General features: G+C 35.6%; 24 protein-coding genes. 4 read left to right on the top strand and 20 right to left on the bottom strand.

Annotated elements, in window-relative coordinates; genetic code table 11:
• The first annotated feature begins 478 nt into the window (after positions 1 to 478).
• Positions 479 to 913, top strand: coding sequence for a hypothetical protein (locus BN1225_RS10470; RefSeq protein WP_041139780.1), 435 nt, complete (start codon positions 479 to 481; stop codon positions 911 to 913).
• Between the two features lie 141 nt (positions 914 to 1,054).
• Here the strand turns inward: BN1225_RS10470 and BN1225_RS10475 are convergent, their stop codons facing one another.
• The 19 genes from BN1225_RS10475 to BN1225_RS10565 form a co-directional block, all read right to left on the bottom strand.
• Positions 1,055 to 1,852 (bottom strand): ABC transporter permease subunit, encoded by a 798-nt coding sequence (locus tag BN1225_RS10475; RefSeq protein ID WP_041139781.1) that lies wholly within the window; start codon positions 1,850 to 1,852, stop codon positions 1,055 to 1,057.
• A complete protein-coding gene (locus tag BN1225_RS10480; protein WP_041139782.1) occupies positions 1,852 to 2,733 on the bottom strand; it encodes an ABC transporter ATP-binding protein in 882 nt (293 codons plus the stop codon). The genes BN1225_RS10475 and BN1225_RS10480 overlap by 1 nt, the downstream gene beginning before the upstream one ends.
• A gap of 302 nt (positions 2,734 to 3,035) precedes the next feature.
• A complete protein-coding gene (locus tag BN1225_RS10485; RefSeq protein ID WP_041139783.1) occupies positions 3,036 to 3,677 on the bottom strand; it encodes a TetR/AcrR family transcriptional regulator in 642 nt (213 codons plus the stop codon).
• Between the two features lie 202 nt (positions 3,678 to 3,879).
• Complete coding sequence (locus BN1225_RS14530) at positions 3,880 to 5,391, bottom strand: collagen-like protein (protein WP_052466574.1); 1,512 nt, start codon at positions 5,389 to 5,391, stop codon at positions 3,880 to 3,882.
• A 371-nt stretch (positions 5,392 to 5,762) separates the two neighbouring features.
• Positions 5,763 to 6,713 (bottom strand): collagen-like domain-containing protein, encoded by a 951-nt coding sequence (locus tag BN1225_RS15055; protein ID WP_147585209.1) that lies wholly within the window; start codon positions 6,711 to 6,713, stop codon positions 5,763 to 5,765.
• Between the two features lie 134 nt (positions 6,714 to 6,847).
• On the bottom strand, positions 6,848 to 7,930 hold the full coding sequence (locus tag BN1225_RS10500; protein WP_041139784.1) for a glycosyltransferase: 1,083 nt from the start codon (positions 7,928 to 7,930) through the stop codon (positions 6,848 to 6,850).
• A 152-nt stretch (positions 7,931 to 8,082) separates the two neighbouring features.
• Positions 8,083 to 8,655, bottom strand: coding sequence for an NUDIX hydrolase (locus BN1225_RS10505; protein ID WP_041139785.1), 573 nt, complete (start codon positions 8,653 to 8,655; stop codon positions 8,083 to 8,085).
• A 28-nt stretch (positions 8,656 to 8,683) separates the two neighbouring features.
• On the bottom strand, positions 8,684 to 9,166 hold the full coding sequence (locus BN1225_RS10510) for a prepilin-type N-terminal cleavage/methylation domain-containing protein (RefSeq protein ID WP_041139786.1): 483 nt from the start codon (positions 9,164 to 9,166) through the stop codon (positions 8,684 to 8,686).
• Entirely contained in the window at positions 9,144 to 10,193 is a 1,050-nt protein-coding gene (locus tag BN1225_RS10515) for a type IV pilus twitching motility protein PilT (RefSeq protein WP_041139787.1), read from the bottom strand. Before BN1225_RS10515 ends, BN1225_RS10510 begins: the two co-directional genes overlap by 23 nt.
• A 17-nt stretch (positions 10,194 to 10,210) precedes the next feature.
• Positions 10,211 to 11,884 (bottom strand): GspE/PulE family protein, encoded by a 1,674-nt coding sequence (locus BN1225_RS10520; protein WP_041139788.1) that lies wholly within the window; start codon positions 11,882 to 11,884, stop codon positions 10,211 to 10,213.
• Between the two features lie 18 nt (positions 11,885 to 11,902).
• Positions 11,903 to 13,285 carry a prepilin-type N-terminal cleavage/methylation domain-containing protein gene (locus BN1225_RS10525; protein WP_041139789.1) on the bottom strand — a complete coding sequence of 461 codons (1,383 nt, stop codon included), beginning with the start codon at positions 13,283 to 13,285 and terminating at the stop codon, positions 11,903 to 11,905.
• An 18-nt stretch (positions 13,286 to 13,303) separates the two neighbouring features.
• Entirely contained in the window at positions 13,304 to 14,275 is a 972-nt protein-coding gene (locus BN1225_RS10530) for a prepilin-type N-terminal cleavage/methylation domain-containing protein (protein WP_041139790.1), read from the bottom strand.
• Positions 14,265 to 14,720, bottom strand: a complete 456-nt coding sequence (locus BN1225_RS10535) for a hypothetical protein (RefSeq protein WP_187117554.1) — start codon at positions 14,718 to 14,720, stop codon at positions 14,265 to 14,267. Before BN1225_RS10535 ends, BN1225_RS10530 begins: the two co-directional genes overlap by 11 nt.
• Before the next feature lie 17 nt (positions 14,721 to 14,737).
• The gene (locus BN1225_RS10540) at positions 14,738 to 15,361 is read right to left on the bottom strand and encodes a type II secretion system protein GspM (RefSeq protein ID WP_041139791.1); all 624 of its coding nucleotides are present in this window, start codon (positions 15,359 to 15,361) and stop codon (positions 14,738 to 14,740) included.
• 1 nt (position 15,362) lies between these two features.
• Complete coding sequence (locus BN1225_RS10545; protein ID WP_041139792.1) at positions 15,363 to 15,968, bottom strand: hypothetical protein; 606 nt, start codon at positions 15,966 to 15,968, stop codon at positions 15,363 to 15,365.
• Position 15,969: 1 nt separating this feature from the next.
• A complete protein-coding gene (pilM, locus tag BN1225_RS10550; protein ID WP_041139793.1) occupies positions 15,970 to 16,869 on the bottom strand; it encodes a type IV pilus biogenesis protein PilM in 900 nt (299 codons plus the stop codon).
• An 11-nt stretch (positions 16,870 to 16,880) separates the two neighbouring features.
• Positions 16,881 to 18,074, bottom strand: coding sequence for a type II secretion system F family protein (locus BN1225_RS10555; RefSeq protein WP_041139794.1), 1,194 nt, complete (start codon positions 18,072 to 18,074; stop codon positions 16,881 to 16,883).
• A gap of 14 nt (positions 18,075 to 18,088) precedes the next feature.
• Positions 18,089 to 18,856 (bottom strand): prepilin peptidase, encoded by a 768-nt coding sequence (locus BN1225_RS10560; protein ID WP_041139795.1) that lies wholly within the window; start codon positions 18,854 to 18,856, stop codon positions 18,089 to 18,091.
• 145 nt (positions 18,857 to 19,001) lie between these two features.
• Positions 19,002 to 19,424: a type IV pilin protein gene (locus tag BN1225_RS10565; protein WP_041139796.1), complete on the bottom strand. Its 423-nt coding sequence runs from the start codon at positions 19,422 to 19,424 to the stop codon at positions 19,002 to 19,004.
• A 268-nt stretch (positions 19,425 to 19,692) separates the two neighbouring features.
• Here BN1225_RS10565 and BN1225_RS10570 point away from each other — a divergent pair, with 268 nt between their 5' ends.
• Positions 19,693 to 20,847 carry an AI-2E family transporter gene (locus tag BN1225_RS10570; protein ID WP_041139797.1) on the top strand — a complete coding sequence of 385 codons (1,155 nt, stop codon included), beginning with the start codon at positions 19,693 to 19,695 and terminating at the stop codon, positions 20,845 to 20,847.
• Positions 20,848 to 20,868: 21 nt separating this feature from the next.
• Here the strand turns inward: BN1225_RS10570 and BN1225_RS10575 are convergent, their stop codons facing one another.
• Positions 20,869 to 21,207 (bottom strand): DsrE family protein, encoded by a 339-nt coding sequence (locus BN1225_RS10575; protein ID WP_041139798.1) that lies wholly within the window; start codon positions 21,205 to 21,207, stop codon positions 20,869 to 20,871.
• A 148-nt stretch (positions 21,208 to 21,355) separates the two neighbouring features.
• Between BN1225_RS10575 and BN1225_RS10580 the strand changes: the two genes are divergently transcribed.
• A complete protein-coding gene (locus tag BN1225_RS10580; protein ID WP_041139799.1) occupies positions 21,356 to 22,687 on the top strand; it encodes an FAD-dependent oxidoreductase in 1,332 nt (443 codons plus the stop codon).
• A 14-nt stretch (positions 22,688 to 22,701) separates the two neighbouring features.
• The gene (gene trxA, locus BN1225_RS10585; protein ID WP_041139800.1) at positions 22,702 to 23,016 is read left to right on the top strand and encodes a thioredoxin; all 315 of its coding nucleotides are present in this window, start codon (positions 22,702 to 22,704) and stop codon (positions 23,014 to 23,016) included.
• The last annotated feature ends 2 nt before the right edge of the window (positions 23,017 to 23,018 follow it).

The following is a 23,018-nucleotide window of genomic DNA, read 5'->3' on the forward strand; positions in this document are numbered from 1 at the left end:
TATCTATCATTTACTTTTTGTAAACACTTTGAAGCAAGCTATTACTATTTTGTACGTATCGAAAATAGAAGCAAGTGGTTACTTACCTATTTCTTAAAAGCATGCTTTATTCTTGCTTTATGTCAATTATTAAGAACATTGTATTTAACCTTCTATTTTAAACAACCAATAGTTATAGATCCATTAATTTTTATAAGAGACACCATGTACCTCATCTCTTTATTCTCAATTTACTTAGTTGGATTTGTTTATGTTAAAAGAAATCTATCTTTTGTTTTAGTCACCATAGGATATATCCTACTATGTTTTGGTGATATAAGTATGTACGGATGGTTCTTACTTTCCAGTTTTCATTTTATAGAGCTTATCTTTTATATCTTTATTATCATTATTTGTTTTTTTAATGTTGTTTACTGTTTAAATCGCAGGTTAGATAAAATCGATTTAAGTTAAAGTGATGAAAAAGGAGAGAAAGATTATGGCCAAAAAATTAGTATTCATGTTCATAATTCTATTTATTCTAGTTGGATGCAGTTCCCATACAGAAATTATCAGCAGTCCATTAGAAACAACTATTTCAGCAATCAACAATTCAGATGAGGCTTATGTTGAAATAGATAAAACAAAGCAAATGGTTAAGTTACCAATAGAATTAGACGTTACTTTAGACACCATAAAAGATAATATTGATTTAACCAATCCAAAAAGTGTTATTTATTCTTCTCATAATGGGGGAGTCTATGTGATAGGGTTATACGAAGAAAATAATAATTATTATTTAATTTCTTATGCCTATTCACTATCTTCAACTCTAGATAAAGTAGTTATACCAAAAGACACTACTAACGTTAATATTTACAAAGCCAATGACCAAGTAATTCAACAAATCAATAACATCAAAACTAAACAATAAATCACAAAATGAATACTCAATCAAAGAAGAGCAGCTATCATCCACTCTTCTTTTTTAGTATTTGCTACCATAAATAGCATTTTAATCTTTATATAATATAAAAAACCAAAACAGGTCAACCACCTATTTTGGCTTTAATCCTTATAATGGTAAATCTCTTTTCTTAAAACAAACTTGAGCAAAGATAATCGCAGCTATGGACACAAGAAATAATACGACCATCCCGATTACTGCCGACTGTTCAAACGATTGCAGACCTTTAGCATCAAATAATGTTAAGGGCGTCATATATTTTAAAAACTCCATTTTATCACTTACTTGTGAAAGCATTTGGATAAGAATAGACGCAACTCCAATTCCAGCCCCAATCCCAATCGAAAATTTTATTTCATTAAAACAACAGGCACATAAGTAACAAATACAAGCAAAAAACATCTGGATGCTGAGCAATCCGACATTCGTCATCAAGAACTTACCCAATTCAATAGTTTCATCAAACAACATCGTGCTGCAGCCAATAATTAATAGTACTGCATACACAATCAACATGATCAGCCCACTTAATAAAACACCTAGCTGTGTCATCATTACTTTTGTACGTGTATGAGGGGTGGCAAGTAAGTAAGCCATCGATCCTTTATCAATATAGCGGCTCATCAAACGATGACACATAATGATAATATAAATGAACGGTATCACTATAAAAATAAATCCATAAAGATAATTGGTAAGAAAGTCCAGCATTGTCAACCCCGGGTCCGTCATCCCAAAAGCAGCAAAAATCTGTGGCATTGATTCTTTCATTGCATTCAAGCTTTCTCCTAATTTAGGATCAAACATTGCCACAATAACGGATGTATATAAAGTTAAAACCGCAATAAATATAAGAAATATTTTATAGTTTGCTTTCCACTCTTTTTTAAATAAAACCGTCAACATTACTGTCCACCTCCATAATAATGTAAAAATAATTCTTCCAAAGACTGTGGTCTTGCATTAAAATCCTTAATATCATACTGACTCAAATCTTTCAACAATTCATTAGTGCGCCCTTTCAATGTTAAAATGACTTGATTTCGATCTCTTTGACAGTGTACATAATGTTCTGCAAACTTGATTGCATCTTCTTCTTTATTAAAATGAATTTCATAGTGTTTCTGTCTGTTCTTTTTTAGGTTTTCCATCGTTTCTGTAGCGACTATGCTTCCTTCTTTGATCATCACTACTCGATCACAAGTATGCTCTACTTCCTCAAAAATATGAGAAGACATCAAAATCGTTTTTCCTTCTTTTTTAGATCGCTGAATTAATTCAATAAACTTATTTTGCATCAATGGATCCAAGCCACTTGTTGGCTCATCTAATATCAAGATGGGGGAATCCTGCATGAAAGCAATAACTAAACCTATTTTTTGCTTCATTCCCTTAGACATTCGCTTCATCTTTCCACGTGCATCTAATTCTAAAAATGTCATCAATTCCTCTGCTTTGCTCATATCTTTGATATTTTTCATTTGAGCAATAAATTTAATAAACTCAAATCCTGTCATTTCTTCCATAAAAGCAATTTCACCTGGCAAATAACCTAATTCCTTTTGAACAAGATTTGCTTTTTCAAAACAATCTAAACCTAATATCTTCACTTCCCCTTGATCGGGTTTAATAAATCCCATTAATTGCCGAATCGTTGTTGTTTTGCCACTTCCGTTTGGTCCTAAAAAGCCAAGAACCTCCCCTTTTTCGACAGTAAAGCTTACATCAAAAATACCACGTTTATTCCCATAATCCTTCGTAATATGATTTATTTCAATAACACCCATCTTGATGTTCCTCCTTATAAGTAAATTTTAGTTAACACAAGACTGTTTTTATATTCTTTTAGTATCCCTTCTAAATAAACGAATCCATTCCTTCTTCATATAGCCATGTGCAAAATATCTGCCATCATTTTATCAATAAAATTTTACCTTATCGCTATTTCAAACCAAACATTTAAAAGTAAATGAATCCCTCTTTTTTCATCTCAAATTAAAATTCATTAATGTTCACTTCTATTTTTAGAATACTGTTTTGACTATTTTTTACAACCTATCTGTATCATTCTACAATACTTTTATTTTGACTATGTAGAGTTAGTAGAATCATCTTGATATTCTTTTTTATAGACTAATTTTTTCATCATATCCATCCAACTATTAAATTCTTCCAGCATCGTCTCAATATCAAATGTTTTCCCTGACATTTGGATATCATGGATATACCCATCTCCCATCCACCTCAACATTTTAAATATTTTAAAGGGTTCTATTCCCGATTGGAACTTTTCAGTATCAATATTTCCAAAATACATTTGATACATAATCTCTTCTTGCTCCGTATTCATTGTTTTTAAAGCATCAGAAACTGCTTCTTGCTCGGAATAAAAGGCCCTCATGGCAAATTCCATAATATACGGATTCTTCTCAAGTATTTTTACCTTCCCTGTTCCGGCATATTTCAACAGTTCAAAGAAATCTGTTATTTCTAAAAAATGATGGTCTGCAACCTGTGCTTTCATTATTTCCATCAAGTAATTATAAACATAAAGATATAACTCTTTTTTATTATGAAAGTAGTAAAATAGAAGCCCTTTTGATATTCCTGCTTTTACGGCAATTAAATCTGTAGATGCCTTTTTATATTCATTTTTCCCAAATACTTCCATCGCCGCATTGATAATTCTTAATTGCTTTTCCTCTGGAAGTGTATAGAATTTATCATTCATTCTGCTTTCCTCCCTCCTGCCTTTTTACTTCATCGTTCCTTTATCAAAATTGACTTTACCGGTCAATCCTTATTATTAGAATAACGTATTGACTATTTTTTACAACCCCTTATCCTCTATTTTTGTTCGTTTTACAAAATCTCTTCAACAAAAAAGAAGTTACGATATCTTTAGATATTGTAACCTCTTTGCAGCTAATTTATTAAGCATTCGGAATACTTGGATTATCCAGTTTCTTTACACTTAACGTGACTGTTACTCCTGTACTTAAAGTCAATGTTAAAGCGAGTAATGATGTTACAGCCATATCAATAACATCACCGGCATCTAAAGTTGTAATTACACTTCCAGAATAGATTGATTCTATACCAATAGCCAATAAATGTCTTTCTTCTGTACTTGGAATATCCGTTCCATTTCTTCGTACCGATAATGTTACTGCAGCTCCTAATGAGGCAGAAGCATTAAACATATAGTTGATTTCATATACACCACTTTGCTCAATCGTTATATTGTCTGCTCCTAGTGTCACATTGTTAGCAGGCATAACAGCTGGTAAAGGTAAAGTAGTCGTAGCACCGACAGCTAAATTTATCGTTTGTGAAGCATCGTTATATTTGCCACCATATGCAATTAATCCACCGCCACCGCTTGGACCTGTATCACCTCTTGGTACAATGAAATTTAATTCTATACCATCCGGTGTTTCTGTTGTTATGACATCTGCTTCTGTTCCAGGATCTCCTGTAGTGGTTGGCCCAATCGTAACAACAGGAGTTGCCCCTGTTGGTCCTGTAGCTCCGTCCGCTCCAGTCGGTCCAGTGGCACCAGTTGGGCCTGTGACTCCATCTGCACCGGTTGGTCCGGTTACACCCGTTGGTCCGGTCGGCCCTGTAGCTCCATCTGCTCCCGTATTTCCTGTAGTTCCTGTTGGTCCTGTGGCTCCATCTGCACCAGTAGGTCCAGTTGCACCCGTTGGGCCAGTAGCACCAGTGGCTCCATCTGCTCCGGTATTTCCTGTTGCACCTGTTGGTCCTTGGAGACCGTCTGCTCCTGTGGGTCCGGTTGCTCCTGTATTTCCACTTGCACCAGTAGGTCCAGTGGCACCTCTAGCACCCGTTGGGCCAGTTATACCGTTTGCACCAGTAGCTCCTCTGGCTCCTGTTGGTCCTGTAATTCCATTAGCACCGGTAGGTCCAGTGGCACCAATTGGTCCTGTATTCCCTGTAACACCATTAGCTCCTGTGGCTCCTATTGGTCCCGTTGGTCCAGTCGGTCCGGTTACACCATTCGATCCTGGTAATCCAGTAGGTCCAGTCGCTCCAGTTGGACCAGTATTTCCTTGCAACCCAATTGGACCTGTTGGTCCAGTAACTCCAGTGGCTCCAGTTGGACCGGTAGCCCCTGTATTTCCCTGAAACCCAATCGGTCCGGTTGGTCCAGTAACCCCTGTTGCACCGGTTGGACCTGGATATCCCATTGGTCCTGTTGGTCCTGTTGGACCAGTGTTACCAGGATACCCTATTGATCCCGTTGAGCCCGTAGGCCCAGTTGGACCTATTGGTCCGGGATTCCCTGGATAACCTCTTGGCCCTGTTGGTCCTGTTGGTCCGATTGGTCCTGTCACACCAGTCTGACAATTCACAATAACAGGTGGACAACAACGAGATCCAGGACAACACATATTTCCATTAAACATATTTCCGTTGATCATTTCCTTCACCTCTCTTTCCGATCTAATTTAATATATGCATTATTTCATAATGCGTCTGTGGAGATAACCCTGTATCAATTTTCTCTTTTCAAAAATTCACTCTTCAAAATAAAAATTAAGAATAATTAAAAAAATCTATACTATATGGAACAAATGACAAGATTCAACTCGCCTTATTCTTAAACATGATTATTTAAAACTATTTCAAATTGACTTATATCATTTACAATACAACTTATGCCTTCTATTGCACTAACAACAATGACAGAGAAAATAATACTTAATACTCTTTCTTATATAATTTATAGTTGATCAAATTATAGATATCATAAATATTTCAAAATTGTAAACATTAGATATTAAAAAGTATATTAGGTGGTCCGTCTTAATTTAAAAATTACCATTGTCAGTGTCCCTTCTGTCACTGTTACTGGGCTATTAAACGTGAGGTTAAATACACTTTCAGTTGGTACTTCAATAATAAACGACACTGCTCCAAATGCGCTTGCTCTACCTGTACCATTTGTCATAAAATAAATCCCATATTCAATATGTGGACTAGCATTATAATATGGAGTAATCTGAATAAAGCCAGATTCCGACAATAAGCCGGAAACTTCATAAAAAATAGAATAAATTCCTGGTTGAAGAGTAATACGGGTTGGATCTGTTAATACAATATTACCTGTTGTATCAGCCACCCCGATTCCCATTGGCATTAAAGCTGCATTTGTAAATGATGCACCAAAGTTTATAAAAGATGCAAATATATCATCTTCCGTAGGTCCTGTTGCCCCGGTTGGACCTGTGTTCCCAGTAGGACCGGTAATTCCTATCGGACCCTGCTCTCCTGTTGGTCCAGTGGCACCTGTCAAACCAGTAGCTCCTGTAGCTCCTGTTGGTCCTGTACTTCCAGTAGGACCTGTGTTTCCGGTAGGACCGGTAATTCCTATCGGACCCTGTTCGCCTGTTGGTCCAGTAGCTCCTGTAGCTCCCGTAGGACCTGTACTTCCAGTAGGACCGATAATTCCTATTGGACCCTGTTCTCCTGTTGGACCAGTGGCACCTGTCAAACCAGTAGCTCCTGTGGCTCCGGTTGGTCCTGTACTTCCAGTGGGACCTGTGTTTCCGGTGGGACCGGTAATTCCTATTGGACCCTGTTCTCCTGTTGGTCCAGTAGCACCTGTCAAACCAGTAGCTCCTGTAGCTCCCGTTGGTCCTGTACTTCCAGTGGGACCAGTAATACTCTCAGGGCAGTTAATAATAATTGGAGAACAACAATTAGGCATACAACTCCAGCAGTGCTCATATCTGTTATCCATTATTTCACCTCCTTTAATTGGTCTAATATAAGATACGCATTTAAAATAAAGAGGCATGTGTTATCTTCATAAATAAGATTATCTTTAATACAAAAAAACTCCAATCATTTGTCGAAACAAATAATTGGAATCCGCTATTCTTTGTTTTTTAATCTTCGCTCAAAGTATCGCTTATTCTGTAAATATGCTGGATTATCAGGTTTTGCTTGCCCAGCCAATTCATTATAGAAATTAGCAGTTTCATAATCTCCCAACGTATCATAACACAAGCATATTTGAATACTAGGAATATAATCGTAACAATCTGGCAGTACAAAAGCACCTGAAGTATCATCACGTTTACAAGACATCGCCACAGCATACCAATAAATAGCTTGTTCATAAGAACGCATCTCAAAGAAATATTTTCCTAAGTCACAGCAAACTTCCGCTCTTGGCAGATCATAACGCATACTATTCAACAACCATGTAATAGCTTCTTGCATATTACCTAGCTGATAATAACAATATCCAAGGAACTGACAGGCAGAAATATTGTTTTCAATCCATCCTTTTTTAGTATTTAAGAAATGTTTAAATTCTGTAATTGCTTCATCGTATTGTCGATGATAGTACAATTCTCTAGCATAATAAAAAATTTCTCTGGGAGTAAAAACAGCGCCTTCCTTTAACTTACTTCTAAATATTTGAAGATTACGTTTAGGATTCGATTGTTTTATTTTCTTATGACTAATAGCTACATCACTATAGATTATTTTCCCTCTAGGTGAAATAGCTTCATGTACAAAACCACCCCAACGGAAATTATCACACCTTCTTAAAAGCCGTTCACGATAATACGTAAATGTAGGTTTACCCTCTTTATCAAAACCAGTGTTATACCTCATCATAACGACAGAAACATCTTCCGATAAGTTTTTTTTCAGTTCCAGCAATCCTTCTCTGTCTTTATCCAAAATTACATCATCTGCATCAAGCCACATACAGTAATCTTTTGTAGCCTTAGAAAAAGAATAATTTCTAGCTTTAGAAAAATCATTGCACCATACAAAATCATAAATCTGATCTGTATATTTTTTCGCAATTTGTTTAGTATGATCCGTTGATCCCGTATCAACAACGATAATCTCATCCGCAATTTCTTGAATTGAACTTAAAGCACGATCCAATACATCTTCTTCATTCTTCACAATCATGCATACACTTATTGTTGTCATTTTATTCACCTATATAACATATGCAGCAATCAGCAAAAGTGAAACTATTCCTCACTTAATTATTATTTGAATCCCATCATTTAGAAACTATTCGTTATTCCATGATCCCAATACAAAAAGGTCTTGAAACCCAAGACCCCATACTATATAGATTATTGATTATTGTTTATATTTTTAGCAAATTGAATCAGTTTATTATACAAATATACATCATGGTTATCAAAGTATTCATTTGTAAACTTATCAATAGACAGCCATTCCACACCCGTGTTTTCCCCCGGACATATTGATAAAGGCTCACCTTCATCACAGATTAGTATATAGGCAACAGATAAATGCAGATGTGCATTGACATATTGACCACGTCTAGTGTGACTAAATACCGGTAAAATATCCACAGAAGCAATTTTATCGGTAAGAGGCGTGATATGCTGTACTCCCGTTTCCTCTCTTGCTTCTTTAATCGCCACACCAAGTAAATCAGCATCCCCATCAGCATGACCGCCTGTCCATGCCCAAGCATTTCTGATATTGTGATGAATCAACAATACTTTATCCAATGTTGGATTCATAATAAAGCCTGAACTCGTAATATGAGCGATTTCATTATCACGCAAAAGAACATTGTCTCGATAAGTCTCAATGTAGTTTTGTATAATACGATAATCTGTTTCCTCTTGCTCATTGCTAGGTTTGAAATTACTTATTAAATCCATATAATTCATTTTATTTACTCCTTAAATAGTGAAAAGTCTAAAACAGATTCGTACCCTTATATACTAAAAATTGATATGCAGACAAAAGATTTCCGCTATTTCCAGATTGAGATGTCTTATTGACATATACTTCCCCATCATTATAGCAAACATATTGTCCCTCTAAAACAAATTCAAAATAATATAATTGTCGATTCTTAACCTCGATGAAAAAAGTTTCCGGATCAACTTGCCCGATTAATTCGGCATCTTTTAAGATTTCATCTTTCTTCAAGTTAACCAAATCTTGCAGTGACTGCCCCGTATCTGTCGCTGTTTTTCGCAAATCAGCAATCTTTGTTTCTGTACTGATCAAGACTACCTTGCCTTGTGCAATCAATTCCTCCTCTTTAGCATCTTTAACAAACCAACTTAAATTAGGTGCAACAGCAGCAGCTAAGATAACAATAATAGCGATTACAACAATTAATTCAATCAAAGAAAACCCATCTTTATTTTTATAAAAATTGATTAAACTCATTAAGGTCTTTTACAACTTTCTGAGCATCTTGAAGCAATATTTTTCTTTCTCTCACTAATTGTGCCAAAGAGAAATTTAAAGATTGCATCCCGACACTTTTACCTGTTTGTATAACGGAATCAATTTGATGGATTTCTTTTTTACGAATAAGATTCTTGATTGCATCTGTTCCGATCATGATTTCAAATCCGGCAATACGACCTGTACCATCTGCTTTTGGTAATAATGTCTGTGTGATTACTGCATTAATTACTCCGGATAACTGCATACGAATCTGCTCCTGTTTTTCTGATGGAAACACATCAATAATACGATCAATTGTTTTCGCTGCTCCAATTGTATGCAGTGTTGAAAACACCAAATGTCCGGTTTCAGCCAATGTAATCGCAGCACTCATGGTTTCATAATCGCGCATTTCTCCTACCAGTATTACATCCGGATCTTCACGCATAGCCGAACGAAGTGCTTCGTCAAAACCGCTGACATCGGCTCCGATTTCTCTTTGATGAATGAGTGCCTGCTTTTGCTTATATACATATTCCACAGGATCTTCAACCGTCAGAATATGACAGTTGCGACGTTCATTAATATAATCAATAATTGCCGCTAAAGATGTAGATTTTCCACTTCCGGTTGGACCCGTAATCAATACCAGCCCATTAGGTGCCATGGCTAATTCTTTCAAGATAGGCGGAAGATTTAATTGCTCAATAGATAGAATCTCTTCATTAATCACACGAATAGCTGCACACACTTTGTATTGCTGACGAAATATATTTACACGATAACGCATGTTTTGATCGTCAACATAGACAAAATCTAAGTCTCTTCGATGATCAAAAGCTTCGATTAAATATTCCGGTATGATGGATTCTATCATTGAATGTGATAACGAGGCATCCATCGGTTCAAAATAATCAAACAAATTTCCATCTTTTCTAAGCTTAATATTTTCACCCTCACTAATATGAACATCCGAACATTTCTGTTGTCGCGCATAAGCTAAAATTTCATTTATTTTACTCATTATACTTCTTCCTCCTATTATAGGTAGACGACAACTTTCTGTAATTCCTCCACTGTCGTTTGCCCAGCTTTCACTAACTCCAATGCTCCATCTCCTAATGAAACAAGATGTTGACTATCTTTTATATAAGCATAGATATCATCAATATCCGCATGAGCTGAAACCATTTTACGTACTTGACTGTCTATAATTATGATTTCATGTATCGCCATACGTCCTTTATATCCTGTATTATTGCAGTTTGGACATCCCTTTCCATGATAGACATAGTCAATGTCCTCTCCTACCGCCACTTTATCAGCAGCACTGGCTGGAACTTTTTCTTTGCAATGCGGACAAATCGTACGAACTAAACGTTGTGCAACAACACCCACTAAAGAGTTTGCCACCATATAAGGTTCTACTCCCATATCTTCCAAACGTACAATGGCGCTGACCGCATCATTGGTATGCAGGGTCGAAAAGACTAAATGTCCTGTAATAGAAGCTCTGACTGAAATAGCGGCTGTTTCTGCATCACGTGTTTCCCCAACCATGATGACATCAGGGTCCTGTCTTAATAAAGCTCTCAATCCACTTTCAAAAGTCAAACCAGCCATATTGTTTACCTGCATTTGGTTAACACGATCAATGCGTTTTTCAACTGGATCTTCAATGGTAGAGATATTGATTTGACGCTTTGACAATTCCTCTAAAATCATATAAAGCGTTGTTGTTTTCCCACTTCCTGTAGGTCCTGTTACATAAATAATCCCATGAGGCATATTAATCATTTTACACATCTTTTTGTAATTTTCAGGTGTCATTCCAAACGTATTCTGCTGTACAATTTTTGCGTTCATATTTAAAAATCGCAGTACTACCTTTTCTCCGAAAATTGTAGGAATAATTGAAACACGAGCATTAATTTCTATGCCATCAATCACCCCCACAAAATGTCCATCCTGCGGTATGCGTTTTTCTGCAATATCCAAATTGGATAAAATTTTAATACGAACCACTAATGAATCAAGTAAACTTTTATTTAACTTTAAAAAATCAACAATCATCCCGTCAATACGCATACGAACTAGGATTTCATCCTCAAACGGTTCTATATGAATATCACTGGCATTATTCGTATATCCACGACTAACCAATGAGTTAAACAATTTAACTACCGGTGTATCATCTTCATTCGCATCAAACAAATCTAAAATATCATCATTTACCTTTTGCACATTACTATTCACCTGACTGGCTACTTTGCGTGTTTCAAGTTCTTGGTAATAATAGTGGATGGCGTTATTTACTTCACTTTTGGTTGCAAGTGCAACTTTAATATTCAACCCTGTTACTAAACGCACATCTTCTATTCCATAGAAATTCAACGGGTCATTAGTAACTACCATTAAATTTCCTGTTTCATCTAGTCCGTAGGCAAAGATATTGTATTTCTTAGCAACCGGTTCAGGTATCTTTTCCACAGCTTCCATACTAACATCAATTGTTCCTAAAGAAATAATCGGTTCAGCCAGTTTATCGGATAAAGCCTGTAAGGTTTGTTCTTCAGTAATGAACCCCAAACGAACAAGATGCTCCCCTAAACGCATTGAACGGTCTTCTTTTTGTGCATTTAAAGCAATATTTAATTGTTCATCATCTATATAGCCATATTCTTTTAATACTTCACCGATAGGTATATTTTTCATAACCGATTCTCCTTTATTTTAGTTTCCTACACTCTTCCAATATTGCTGTGCATTATAAATATCATTTTTTGGATCTGTTTTATCTTTAATTTTTTGCTGTGCCTTAATATAGAAAGCACCACCACTATAATAATAAACAACGTCCTCTTTTTCATAACCACTTAAATCATCAAATCGAATCTGCAGATGTTTCCATTCATATTTATCGCTGTTTTGCGGATCTTCTTTTGTACTTCCTGAAATACAGATATAGTAATCTGCCAAATCATCGTCCCCATCATACCCATTTGCGTAGATCTTAACGATCTCCTCTTTTTGGTAACTTTGTCCTTTTTGATACTCTTTTATATTCGTTGCACCATCTAATTCATTACGAACCGTCTGAACTTTGATCTGATAAGAATTTGTATAGACCGTTCCTTTGAGGATTTCTTCTATCGTCTTATCCGCCGTGTCCTTTAATAGTTCCCAATGACCACTGTTCGGATCTGTTGGAATCGGATTATATCCGGTTTGAATTATATCTACTTTACAGCGATAATAGTTTTCTTCAAAAATGATAATATCCCCTCTTTGATAACCACTTTTCGTATCAAAATAAGCATCTATTTTCTTCCAAGTACTATTCTGCTGATCAGGTGGCTGAGTCGTAGATGAGTATTCCACCATGCAATACCACCAATACCCATTATAGAACACCATATCTCCGCGACGATATAGGAAATTTTCTATCCATAACTGAGTATTATTATAATTATTCAAGAATGCAATCTGATCCGCCACTGTTCCTGTTGCTTTCAATGGTTTTTCATCGACCACGGTTTGTACCGCTTTTCTTATATAATAAATACGAACATTTTGACTGGAAAGGGCATAAGACACATTTAATCCGTCGAATGGTAAATAATCACTTTCTTTTTCCGATCTTAATGTCAAATTGGAAAACCTTAAGGTATTTTGCACTTTATATTCTTCTTTTTCATTCTTTATAAAAGAATACTGGATGTCAAACTGATCGCTATTCACAAAATCTGATAGCCTCATCTCCAACTGATTGCCATAATAAAATGCACTTGAAAAAACTTTATACTCCTTCATCACATTTCCCGCATCATCGTTTTGCACTAAAGTGCCATCAACGATATCCAGATAACACCAATTATCGCCCTCGGGTTTAGTAGGCGCAATCCGTATATCACTGGCATATTCCAGTTCACCATTAACATAGCGACTAATCTCATCTAACGCTCGCTTACTGACATCTTCTTGCGCAGAGTCTCCAAATAAATCAAAAGAAGAGAGAATGATAGATCCAGCTAATGCCATAACGATTGAAACAATCAATAACACAACTACGATTTCAACTAAAGTAAAACCTTTATGACCTAATTTTCGTTTCATTCATTCTCCCTCCTTTAATTATTTAATTTTAGCCCATTTGGTTGGGTTTAAGAATTCTAAATATAATTCACTGGCATCTGTCTTTAGATAATTTGATACTGCAATATAAGAATCCTTATCCATATTACCAGAAGGAAATCTCTTATAATACCATGCTTTTTCGGCTTGATTATAGACAAGCGAGGTTCGCCATTGATAAGTATTCGCATTGGTAGAAGATGTCGCGGCATAATAAATCACATATTCAGCGATTTCTTGAGATGTAATTTCTCCATTCTTAGCCCTAATTTTTGCACATAATTCATCTGGATTCGCAATATAGGCATGTATATAATACTGCTTATCTCCTAAGCGCATATTTGCTTCATGCGAAGTGGCAATAGGGGGTTTATGATCATTATCAAAAATAGTGTTACATCGGTCTATCACTTCTTTTTCTAAAGTAGGATAAAATCCATTATCCTGATATCTCAGAAAATATACAATATTCAATAAATCGTTACTATAAGACCCATAATAATTATTTGTGACTGGTTCAACACCTTTCTGGGCTAACAGTTGATTATAATAATTTATACGATCGTTTTGTGTAGCCAACATCGCTTGCTGAATCAATAGCTCTGTCCAGTCTTTGATAACAGAATCAATATTACTTTTTTCTTCCACCTCGCCATAGCCGATCTTTTTTAAATTTAATGTTCCCACCGTATCCACTTCACTTGAAGCCGTTACCAGTGTTCCCTCTATTTCAATCTCTTTTCCATTCGCTTTAATCATAATAGTCGTATCATTTTGTGTTAACTGCGAACCGTTGTTTTCTTTTCCATTAAGAGCCGATAACTGATCGTTCACATTTTGCGTATAAACCTTTGAATCAATCATCATTTTTGCCACCGTTGTAAACCCGGAATAAAGCACTGCGGCACCAATGGAAATAATAGCGGTCGCAATGACTACTTCAATTAAAGTCATTCCCTTTCTATTTAACATACTCTTCACCACCATAATAATCTAATTTCCAGTTTCCGCCATCATCATAGAGATAAGCAGACATCGATGCAGTTTGATTATTGTATTTTGTACTTACTCCTACAACTAAATAGGTGACTGTTTGATCCTCGGCGCTCGTTTTAAGCGTAATATAAGCTTCTTCTACCGTTCCCATATTCTCGGGTAACGTAATCTCTAAAGTAAGACTGTCATCTGTTTTTTCAGGGATCAAAGTTTTATCATAATCTCCGGTTTCTAAAGCATAAACAACACTGTCTATTGCTGAGCGTGCAGACAACTCTGCCTGAGTACGGCTGGCATTTTTAATCGATGTATTGTAATTCTTTTGTACAATCATAAGTCCCGCAGCAATGATGATTGTAATGACCATGATTACAACTATTGCCCAGACTAAAGCCGAACCACGTTCATTTTTCTTCATCATTCCACCCACTTTCTTTTTTATATCAAATATAAGATAAATGTTAAAGTAAACTCATATTGTCCCTTGACTGTCGTACTTGGAGCAGCAACTAAAGTAGCCAGCTGCATTCCTTTATCGGCATTCATATCCTCAATATACGCATATACATTTTCAGGTAACCCTCGTACACGCTGTGTCACTTCGTAACAAGGCATCACTTTAGAAGCAAACATTTCTTCTATTGTCTGATCCTCTGTTTTTGTTTCGGTCTTAGTGTCTTCCTCTTTCGTTTCACCAAACGGTTTAATAGTATCCGTAACTGAGAATTTAATTGATAAATCCAATGGCAATAAAGCATAATTCACGGTTTTCTTTGTATAAAGGTCATCTACATCCTCACTGTTAAAAGTGGTTTTATAAAAACGTTCACTTAGTTCAGCGTATTTGTTAGCGGCATTCTTCATATCCTCATCTAAAGTACTATAATCCATCTGACTGCTCTCTAAAGTTTGATAAGTACCTTTAAGCGTATCGTATTCATTTTTAAGAATTCTTTGCCTAGTTAATGAAGGTTGGATCAAAAACATCCATCCCCCTACACAAATTAACAATAACAATAAAATGTACAGAAGCGTTTTTTCTCTATGTGTCAATGTTTTCATCTTAATTTGCCTCCAATACACAGGTAATCTTCATATTATATTTTAATTCTAATGTTTCTTTTTCAGTTGTCACTGTTGTCGTTTCATTACCGGTATACCCTGCATGACTGACAGAACTAAAATAATGCAATGATTTCAAAGTTCTAACCACATTTTCCCCTTTAGTTACATCCGTTGTTTCAATATAAATATCCACTGTTGCTGTTTCATAATTATACACCATTGTTTTAATCGTACTATTTGATGAACAGGCAGAATCAATGGCTACTAAAAGATATTTATCTAAAGTCGGATAACTATCAAGATTTGTTGTGATCTCTTCTAAATTTTTATTGTTTTTATCAATCTGCACATACAGGTTATATTCTTCCTGACGATTGGTAAGTGCCAATTTTGTCTGTAAATCCGTAATATTATTTTGCATATCCAAAACATTCTGTTGTTTTTTATGTATGTCTGCATTCAAATAAATAAATCCTCCGATAAATACCACAATAATACACACTATAGGAATAATGTGCTTAATCACTGCACGATGTTTACTATAGAAAGATTCTTTATAATTATAGGGGACCAATAAGTCGATATCTTTATTACTGTTAAACATCTTATTTCCCCTTCCTTCTAATCATGGTACCTAACGGATAGGCATACTGGTAATAATCAATCTTTGCCCCGTTTACACTGGAAAAACAAAGGGATGGCATCAAGTAATCCACTTTAACATCCAAACTGTCTCCAATTGTTTCAAATGTCATTTCTTCATTTCCAACGGTATCTCCGCATAAATAAACATTTTCAATCTTTTCATCTTTACCGCCGCCACGTCTAAACTGAATCAGCTGTGAAAGACTGTTCGTTAATTCTGAAATAAATGCCTGACTTCCCTGTTCAGCTAATAATCTGGATTTATGGGAGAATACATAATGTCCTTGATTAAACATATAGCTCGTTAAGTCATTCCCATCAATCGTCATAATAATGTAAGATTTCTCGTTTAATTCAGGAATTGCATTTGCTAGTTTGATAATGGCGTTTGTCCCTACATCCACACTTTGAAGTTCAATATTAACACTATTAAATAAAGTGATATAAGTTTCAAGAAATTCTCTTTCTACCCCCACGCATAACACCTCTACACCATTTTGGTCCTCTAATTTACTTCTTAAAATGGTGTAATCATATAAGAACGCTTCTTGAGTATCATTAATATCTCTTAATTCATCAACGATTAATTGGCGCATCTCTCGCTCCCTTGCTTTAGGTAAGATTGCAATCTTTTTTAAGATTTTTCCTGTACACAAGACAAGCCTCGCCTTATTAATTCCCAGCCCTTTTGTCTGTGCCAACACATGGCGTACACTATCCTCATTTAAGATAGTTCCATCAATAATAACCCCTTCATCAAAAGGATAAACACGGCATTGATTAATTTTTAAAGTTTGGTGTTCGTAAGTTCCCTGTACTACCTGGATACCACGATTCGATAAATACATGACAGTTTCCATAGATTATCCTCCTACAATTTCCCGGCATTTTGATAGATAGAATAGATCGGCAAAATGACCGCTAAGACTACAACTAAGATAATAAGCGCTAAGATAATGATCATCAAAGGTTCCATAATTGCCACCAACTGTGTGGATGCTACTTCTGCTTCATAATCAAAATCATCTGCTAATGAAGTAAGAATATCACCTAAACGCCCGCTTTCTTCTCCAACATAGATACTGCTCGTCAGTTTAGGATCAAACCCGTCAACATCACTGATAGAATTTGATAAGGATGTTCCGCTTCTTACACTTCTTATCACCTGATCAAACTGGCTCTCCAAATACTTGTTGCCAATGGTTGAGCGTGTAATCATCAGCGCCGTAACAATACCAATTCCACTGCTATATAGCGAACATAATGTTCTTGCAAAACGAGCTGTATAAATAATACTCATCAATCGCCCAAATTTCTTAATTTTCAATTTCTTTCGATCAACCCATAAACGGATGCTTTTTACTTGCAATAATGAACTTAAGAAGATTAAAAGGACTAAAAAACCAATCAGCAAATAAAGCCAATTATTCATAAATCCTTTTGCCATTCCCATAATCAACGTTGTAATCCAAGGGACCTCTACCCCATCAAATAAATCAAAGAACTTTGGCAGTACCCCCACAAATATAACAATCAATACCAATATGGTCACAATGACCAAAACAATCGGATAAATCATTGCACTCTGCACTTTTTTATTCAATCGATGATCTTTTTCATATTGTTTCGCCATCGTCAATGCTACTTGAGCCATTTGTCCGCTTGTTTCTCCAGAACGATACATCTGAATCATCAAAGAGGGAAAGGCCTTACCTTGCATCTCCATCGCTGAAGACAATGTCTCCCCACGCTGTAACTGGATATAAATATCATTATAAATATTTTTTAATTTATCCTTCGTTTCCCTTTTGATCATAATGCTAAAAATATTGATCAAACTTAAACCAGCAGACAGCATGGTGCCAATATCACGGGAAAAGGAAGAAAGTTCATTTAGTTTCATTTTATATTCGCCGGCGTTAACGCTGACTGCTTCTTTACAATCGATTAGATAAAGATGATCCTGACGAAGCTTTCTTGAAAGTTCTTCACGACTCAGCGCTTCCATCTCACCGCTTATTTTCTTAGAAGCCAAATTTCTTGCTGTATATTTATATGTAGCCATACCACACCCTCTTCCTACAAATGAAATAGTGATAAATACCAACGGATCACTTCATTCCCATATAATAAAGCCAAATAAATCCCTATGCTAAGATAAGGTCCAAAGGCTATATGATCTTTTCTTGAATTCTTTTTGGTCAGTAATAAATATGTTGCATAACCCCCGGCAATAAGAATGCCAATAAAAGCTGCCAATAAATTATTTGCCCAACCTAATAGAAATCCACTTGCTGCCATGAGCTTAATATCACCGCCACCAAAACTATCGGGAATAATCAATGTTAATCCCAGCATGATTCCACTTACACTGATCATACCGATCATTCGCGTAAATAAATCCAATTCCGGCTGAAGGAAATATTGAATTACTGCCAAAGCAAAAAGACTGATGACTAATCCATTAGGAATCGTCATGGTATCAAAATCAATCATCGTAATTGCAAGTAAAATCATAAATACTAAAAATGATAAAGGCGTCATCCAAGATACGCCAAAACGATAGAAACAAAACAGCATCATCAATCCGCCGATACATTCTATTATAAATGAACGTAAACCTATTTTTTGCTTACAATAACGACATTTACCTCTTAATAGGATATAACTGACAACCGGTATTAGATCATAAGCTTTGATCGGATGCTGACAAGCATCACAGTGACTTCGATCACTTACAATCGATTTTCCCTGCGGTACGCGATCGATCACAACATTTATAAAACTTGCCACACAACTCCCTACTAAAAACAAATAAACACCGATAATGACTAACGCTCCGGACATAGTTTCCTCCTACAATACACTTATTATTTATTATAGCATTTTCCACTATAATTTGTATAGTTCGAGCTTTGTCAAATCGTGTCAAATTTGTCTTTTTTTATCTGATAAAATAAAGAATATCGGGTTTCAATTCCCGATATCTTCATTAAGCTTTGTTTGTAATTTTAATTTCGTTATTTGGATCAATTTCAGCTGTAATTGTTTTAGAGTTGCTAGTAAAGACAACTGTATACTTGTTAGCGGTCGTATCATAACCAATACTTGTTACAGTAATAGTTGAACCATTTGTTGCTGTTGCTTCAACCTTATCATTTGCAACACTTACTAATGTTGAATAATCAGTGATAGGTGTACCTTTTGCAGTTGCTTTCGCTTCTTCAGCCTGTACAACTAAATAAATTGAACGTGCTTCAGACACATAACGTGCATTATTTGCATCTTCAATATATCCTGTTACAACAGGAACAGTGATAGCAGCCAAGATTGCAATAATCACAAGCACAACTACTAATTCAATTAAAGTAAACCCTTTTTTATTTTTCTTCAATTGTTTAATCTTATTTAACATCTTTTATCTCCTCCATACGTTTATTTAACGTCCCTTAATAAATAGTATACATAAAACGAGTAAAAAAGAAATAGTTTTAACTGAAATTTGCGGAAAATTACTTGAAATTACCGCTATAAATGACATATTCTTCCTAATATAATTTAATATTAAAGATATTTCTTATCTTCATATCCAATAAATATATTAAATACTCGAATAACTACTTATTTTGGCTTGTTTATAGTATAATCTTATTAATAAAATGTCAAGGAGTGTGACCTATGCAATGGATTATAAAAAGATAGATAAACTGATAATGAAATACTTGATCATTATTGTCTTATTGATATTAGCAGTAACCAATATGAACTTTATTGTCCGTTCCATTAACTTAGTATTTACCGCTTTTGCAAATATCATTTTTGCGGCAATGATCGCTTATGTCATCAATATCATTATGAGTCGAATTGAAAAAATAATTGTCAATACAGATCAGCCTTTTCTTATTAAAAGAAAACGTATTTTTGGAGTCATACTGTCATTAGTGACAATAGCCCTGATCTTTTATTTGCTGATTAATCTGATTCTGCCTGAATTTTTTAAAGCTGTGACAGTACTCATTGAAACTATTCCTACATACGCCGAACAGCTAAGAGTATTTTTAATGGATGCCTTTGAAAATATGCCGGATATTTCTCAATACGTGAATAGTCTCCAGCTTGATTGGAAAAGCATTGTCGATAATTTCCTTGCGATTGCGGGAAACGGCTTAGGCAATGTTCTTGGAACGACATTCAATATTGTAAGTTCAATCATGGGCAGTCTCTTCAATATGCTGTTGGTCATTGTTTTTGCCATCTATCTGTTGATTGATAAAGATCGTTTTATAACCCTATATTATCGCCTTACCACATTATATCTAAGTGAGGAGCAACGTAAAAAAATAGGGGTTGTATTAAAAGTCACCCATCAATCTTTTAGTTCCTTTATTGGCGGACAATGTATTGAAGCCGCTATTCTTGGTTCATTATGCACATTAGGAATGATGATCTTGCAAATGCCTTATGCGATTATGATTGGGACATTGGTAGGAACAATCAACATCATCCCAATTATCGGTGCATACATCGGCGGCGCAATCGGTGTATTTATGGTGTTTACCGTTAGTCCGATGCAGTCTTTAGCATTTCTTGTTTATCTCATTATCCTTCAACAGTTTGAAAGCAATGTCATTTATCCGCGTGTGGTGGGAAACTCCGTTGGTTTGCCAGGCATTTATGTGTTGGCTTCAGTGATCGTTTTTGGAGCCATCGCCGGTATTCCGGGAATGTTTTTAGGAATCCCCACAATTGCCAGTCTTTACAAATTATTGAAGATGCATATAATAAGAAAAGAAACTGCCTTAAAACAAACCCAACACATTAAAGAAGATACTCAATAAGGGAACTCACGTTCCCTTTTATTATGGCTTAATATAAGCAAACCCTTCATTTTGCCTGATAACCAACTCAACAACTCCAGCCGGAACAATCGTAATTTGATCTATAAGATCTTCCTTTATAATTTTCTGTGCATTTAAGGCGTTTTGGCATGCCGCAATCACGACTCCGTTTTCAAGAAGTTCATCGATCTGTTGTTCCCATTCACTTTCTTTTTTCAATTTTTCAACCGCTATACTGTTCGCTAAAATTTCAATTTCAAACGTTGTCTTGTTTTCTTCGCCATATTTCAGCATATTTCTTACGTTCCCAAGACAAAGCTGCCATTTTTCATTCTCATCAACATGATAAATCACTTTCATTATCTTCACTCCTTTTTCGTATTTATTATAACATAACGCGTCATCAGCGTCTGCATTTATGCAATGTAACTTTATTTAATCAAGTTACTTTACAAAGTTAATTCATAGTGTTATAGTAGGAGTGTAATCAAAAGGAGGAAATAAAATTATGAAAACATATGATGCAATTATCATTGGTTTTGGCAAGGGAGGAAAAACGTTGGCTGTTGATTTAGCAAAGCGCGGACAAACGGTGGCTATGATTGAAAAGTCAGATAAGATGTATGGTGGGACCTGTATCAACGTTGGATGTATTCCCTCTAAATCATTAATTATTCAAGCCGGTCAGCATGACTACTCGCAAGCAGTTAAGAATAAAGAAGCACTGGTAACAAAACTTCGTCAAAAAAATTTCGATAAGTTAAATCAATTAGATAATATTACCATTTATACAGCTACTGCGACTTTTAAAAATAATCATGAAGTGCATATTCAAAACGAAGAGATTGAAGAAACCATTTACGGTGAACATATCTTTATTAATACAGGTGCCACACCTGTCATCCCTCAAATCGAAGGAATCTTAAATACTCGTCATATTTACACCAGTGCTGAAATGATGAGTTTAGAAAAATTACCTAAACGTTTGGCAATTATTGGCGGCGGATATATCGGTCTTGAATTCAGCAGTATGTATGCCCGTTATCACAGTGAAGTCACTGTCTTTGAATTTGGCAGCCGCCTTGTTCAAAGAGAAGATGAAGATGTGGCTCAGGAAATTTTGCATGTACTGGAAAATCAAGGCGTCAATTTCCATTTTAACGCCAGTGTGACACGTGTGGAAAATTTAGATGAAACTGTACGCATTACTTATCAAGATCAGCAAGGAAATCAAAAAGAAGAAATCGTGGATGCCGTATTATTAGCTACTGGTCGCAAAGCCAACACAAATGACTTAGGACTGGAAAACACAAATATTCAAATGGATTCCCGTGGAAACATCATCGTCAATGAACATCTCCAGACTACAGAAGATCATATTTATGCAATGGGCGATGTGAAAGGGGGATTGCAGTTTACCTATATCTCATTAGATGATTACCGCATCGTCAAAGATCATTTATTTGGTGAAGGAAAACGTACTACATCAAATCGCGGCAATGTCGCTTACTCTGTTTTTATTTCACCTACATTCTCTCGTGTTGGTTTGAGTCAGCAAGAAGCCATTAATGCAGGATATGATATAAAAGTAGCTCAGCTTCCTGCTGCTGCCATTCCAAGAGCGAACGTTATTTCTCAGCCAAACGGTTTATTAAAAGCGATCATTGACACCACCTCAGATAAGATTTTAGGCTGTGTACTATTTTGCGCAGAGTCTGAAGAAATGATCAATTTTATAGCATTAGCGATGGATCTTGGATTACCTTATCAAAAAGTGAGAGATCATATCTTTACTCACCCTACCATGTCAGAAGCATTAAACGATTTATTTACAATTTAAAGGAGGAAAATCATATGTCAAATGTTATACACCCAAATGAAAAAGAATTTAATGAAGTTATCAGCAGCAACGAAACGGTCTTTGTAGATTTCTTTGCAGCTTGGTGTGGTCCATGTAAGATGCTCTCACCAGAAATTGAAAAATTAGCCGATGAATATCAAGGACAGGTGCCGGTCTTGAAGGTCGATGTCGATCAGCAAGCAACGTTAGCACAACGCTATGGTATTCAAACGATTCCAACGCTTATTGTATTTAAAAACGGGGAAATTAAACATCAGTCAGCGGGATTCCGCCCATACGTTCAATTAAAGAATTTATTGGAATCATAATA

This window comes from Beduini massiliensis (genome assembly GCF_000829905.1).
GTDB lineage: Bacteria > Bacillota_I > Bacilli_A > Erysipelotrichales > Coprobacillaceae > Beduini > Beduini massiliensis.

Bases quoted from the DNA above. Each gene is read 5' to 3' on its own strand.
- BN1225_RS10470 (WP_041139780.1), top strand. From the start codon at position 479: ATGGCCAAAAAATTAGTATTCATGTTCATAATTCTATTTATTCTAGTT.
- BN1225_RS10475 (WP_041139781.1), bottom strand. From the start codon at position 1,852: ATGTTGACGGTTTTATTTAAAAAAGAGTGGAAAGCAAACTATAAAATA.
- BN1225_RS10480 (WP_041139782.1), bottom strand. From the start codon at position 2,733: ATGGGTGTTATTGAAATAAATCATATTACGAAGGATTATGGGAATAAA.
- BN1225_RS10485 (WP_041139783.1), bottom strand. From the start codon at position 3,677: ATGAATGATAAATTCTATACACTTCCAGAGGAAAAGCAATTAAGAATT.
- BN1225_RS14530 (WP_052466574.1), bottom strand. From the start codon at position 5,391: ATGATCAACGGAAATATGTTTAATGGAAATATGTGTTGTCCTGGATCT.
- BN1225_RS15055 (WP_147585209.1), bottom strand. From the start codon at position 6,713: ATGGATAACAGATATGAGCACTGCTGGAGTTGTATGCCTAATTGTTGT.
- BN1225_RS10500 (WP_041139784.1), bottom strand. From the start codon at position 7,930: ATGACAACAATAAGTGTATGCATGATTGTGAAGAATGAAGAAGATGTA.
- BN1225_RS10505 (WP_041139785.1), bottom strand. From the start codon at position 8,655: ATGAATTATATGGATTTAATAAGTAATTTCAAACCTAGCAATGAGCAA.
- BN1225_RS10510 (WP_041139786.1), bottom strand. From the start codon at position 9,166: ATGAGTTTAATCAATTTTTATAAAAATAAAGATGGGTTTTCTTTGATT.
- BN1225_RS10515 (WP_041139787.1), bottom strand. From the start codon at position 10,193: ATGAGTAAAATAAATGAAATTTTAGCTTATGCGCGACAACAGAAATGT.
- BN1225_RS10520 (WP_041139788.1), bottom strand. From the start codon at position 11,884: ATGAAAAATATACCTATCGGTGAAGTATTAAAAGAATATGGCTATATA.
- BN1225_RS10525 (WP_041139789.1), bottom strand. From the start codon at position 13,285: ATGAAACGAAAATTAGGTCATAAAGGTTTTACTTTAGTTGAAATCGTA.
- BN1225_RS10530 (WP_041139790.1), bottom strand. From the start codon at position 14,275: ATGTTAAATAGAAAGGGAATGACTTTAATTGAAGTAGTCATTGCGACC.
- BN1225_RS10535 (WP_187117554.1), bottom strand. From the start codon at position 14,720: ATGATGAAGAAAAATGAACGTGGTTCGGCTTTAGTCTGGGCAATAGTT.
- BN1225_RS10540 (WP_041139791.1), bottom strand. From the start codon at position 15,361: ATGAAAACATTGACACATAGAGAAAAAACGCTTCTGTACATTTTATTG.
- BN1225_RS10545 (WP_041139792.1), bottom strand. From the start codon at position 15,968: ATGTTTAACAGTAATAAAGATATCGACTTATTGGTCCCCTATAATTAT.
- pilM (WP_041139793.1), bottom strand. From the start codon at position 16,869: ATGGAAACTGTCATGTATTTATCGAATCGTGGTATCCAGGTAGTACAG.
- BN1225_RS10555 (WP_041139794.1), bottom strand. From the start codon at position 18,074: ATGGCTACATATAAATATACAGCAAGAAATTTGGCTTCTAAGAAAATA.
- BN1225_RS10560 (WP_041139795.1), bottom strand. From the start codon at position 18,856: ATGTCCGGAGCGTTAGTCATTATCGGTGTTTATTTGTTTTTAGTAGGG.
- BN1225_RS10565 (WP_041139796.1), bottom strand. From the start codon at position 19,424: ATGTTAAATAAGATTAAACAATTGAAGAAAAATAAAAAAGGGTTTACT.
- BN1225_RS10570 (WP_041139797.1), top strand. From the start codon at position 19,693: ATGGATTATAAAAAGATAGATAAACTGATAATGAAATACTTGATCATT.
- BN1225_RS10575 (WP_041139798.1), bottom strand. From the start codon at position 21,207: ATGAAAGTGATTTATCATGTTGATGAGAATGAAAAATGGCAGCTTTGT.
- BN1225_RS10580 (WP_041139799.1), top strand. From the start codon at position 21,356: ATGAAAACATATGATGCAATTATCATTGGTTTTGGCAAGGGAGGAAAA.
- trxA (WP_041139800.1), top strand. From the start codon at position 22,702: ATGTCAAATGTTATACACCCAAATGAAAAAGAATTTAATGAAGTTATC.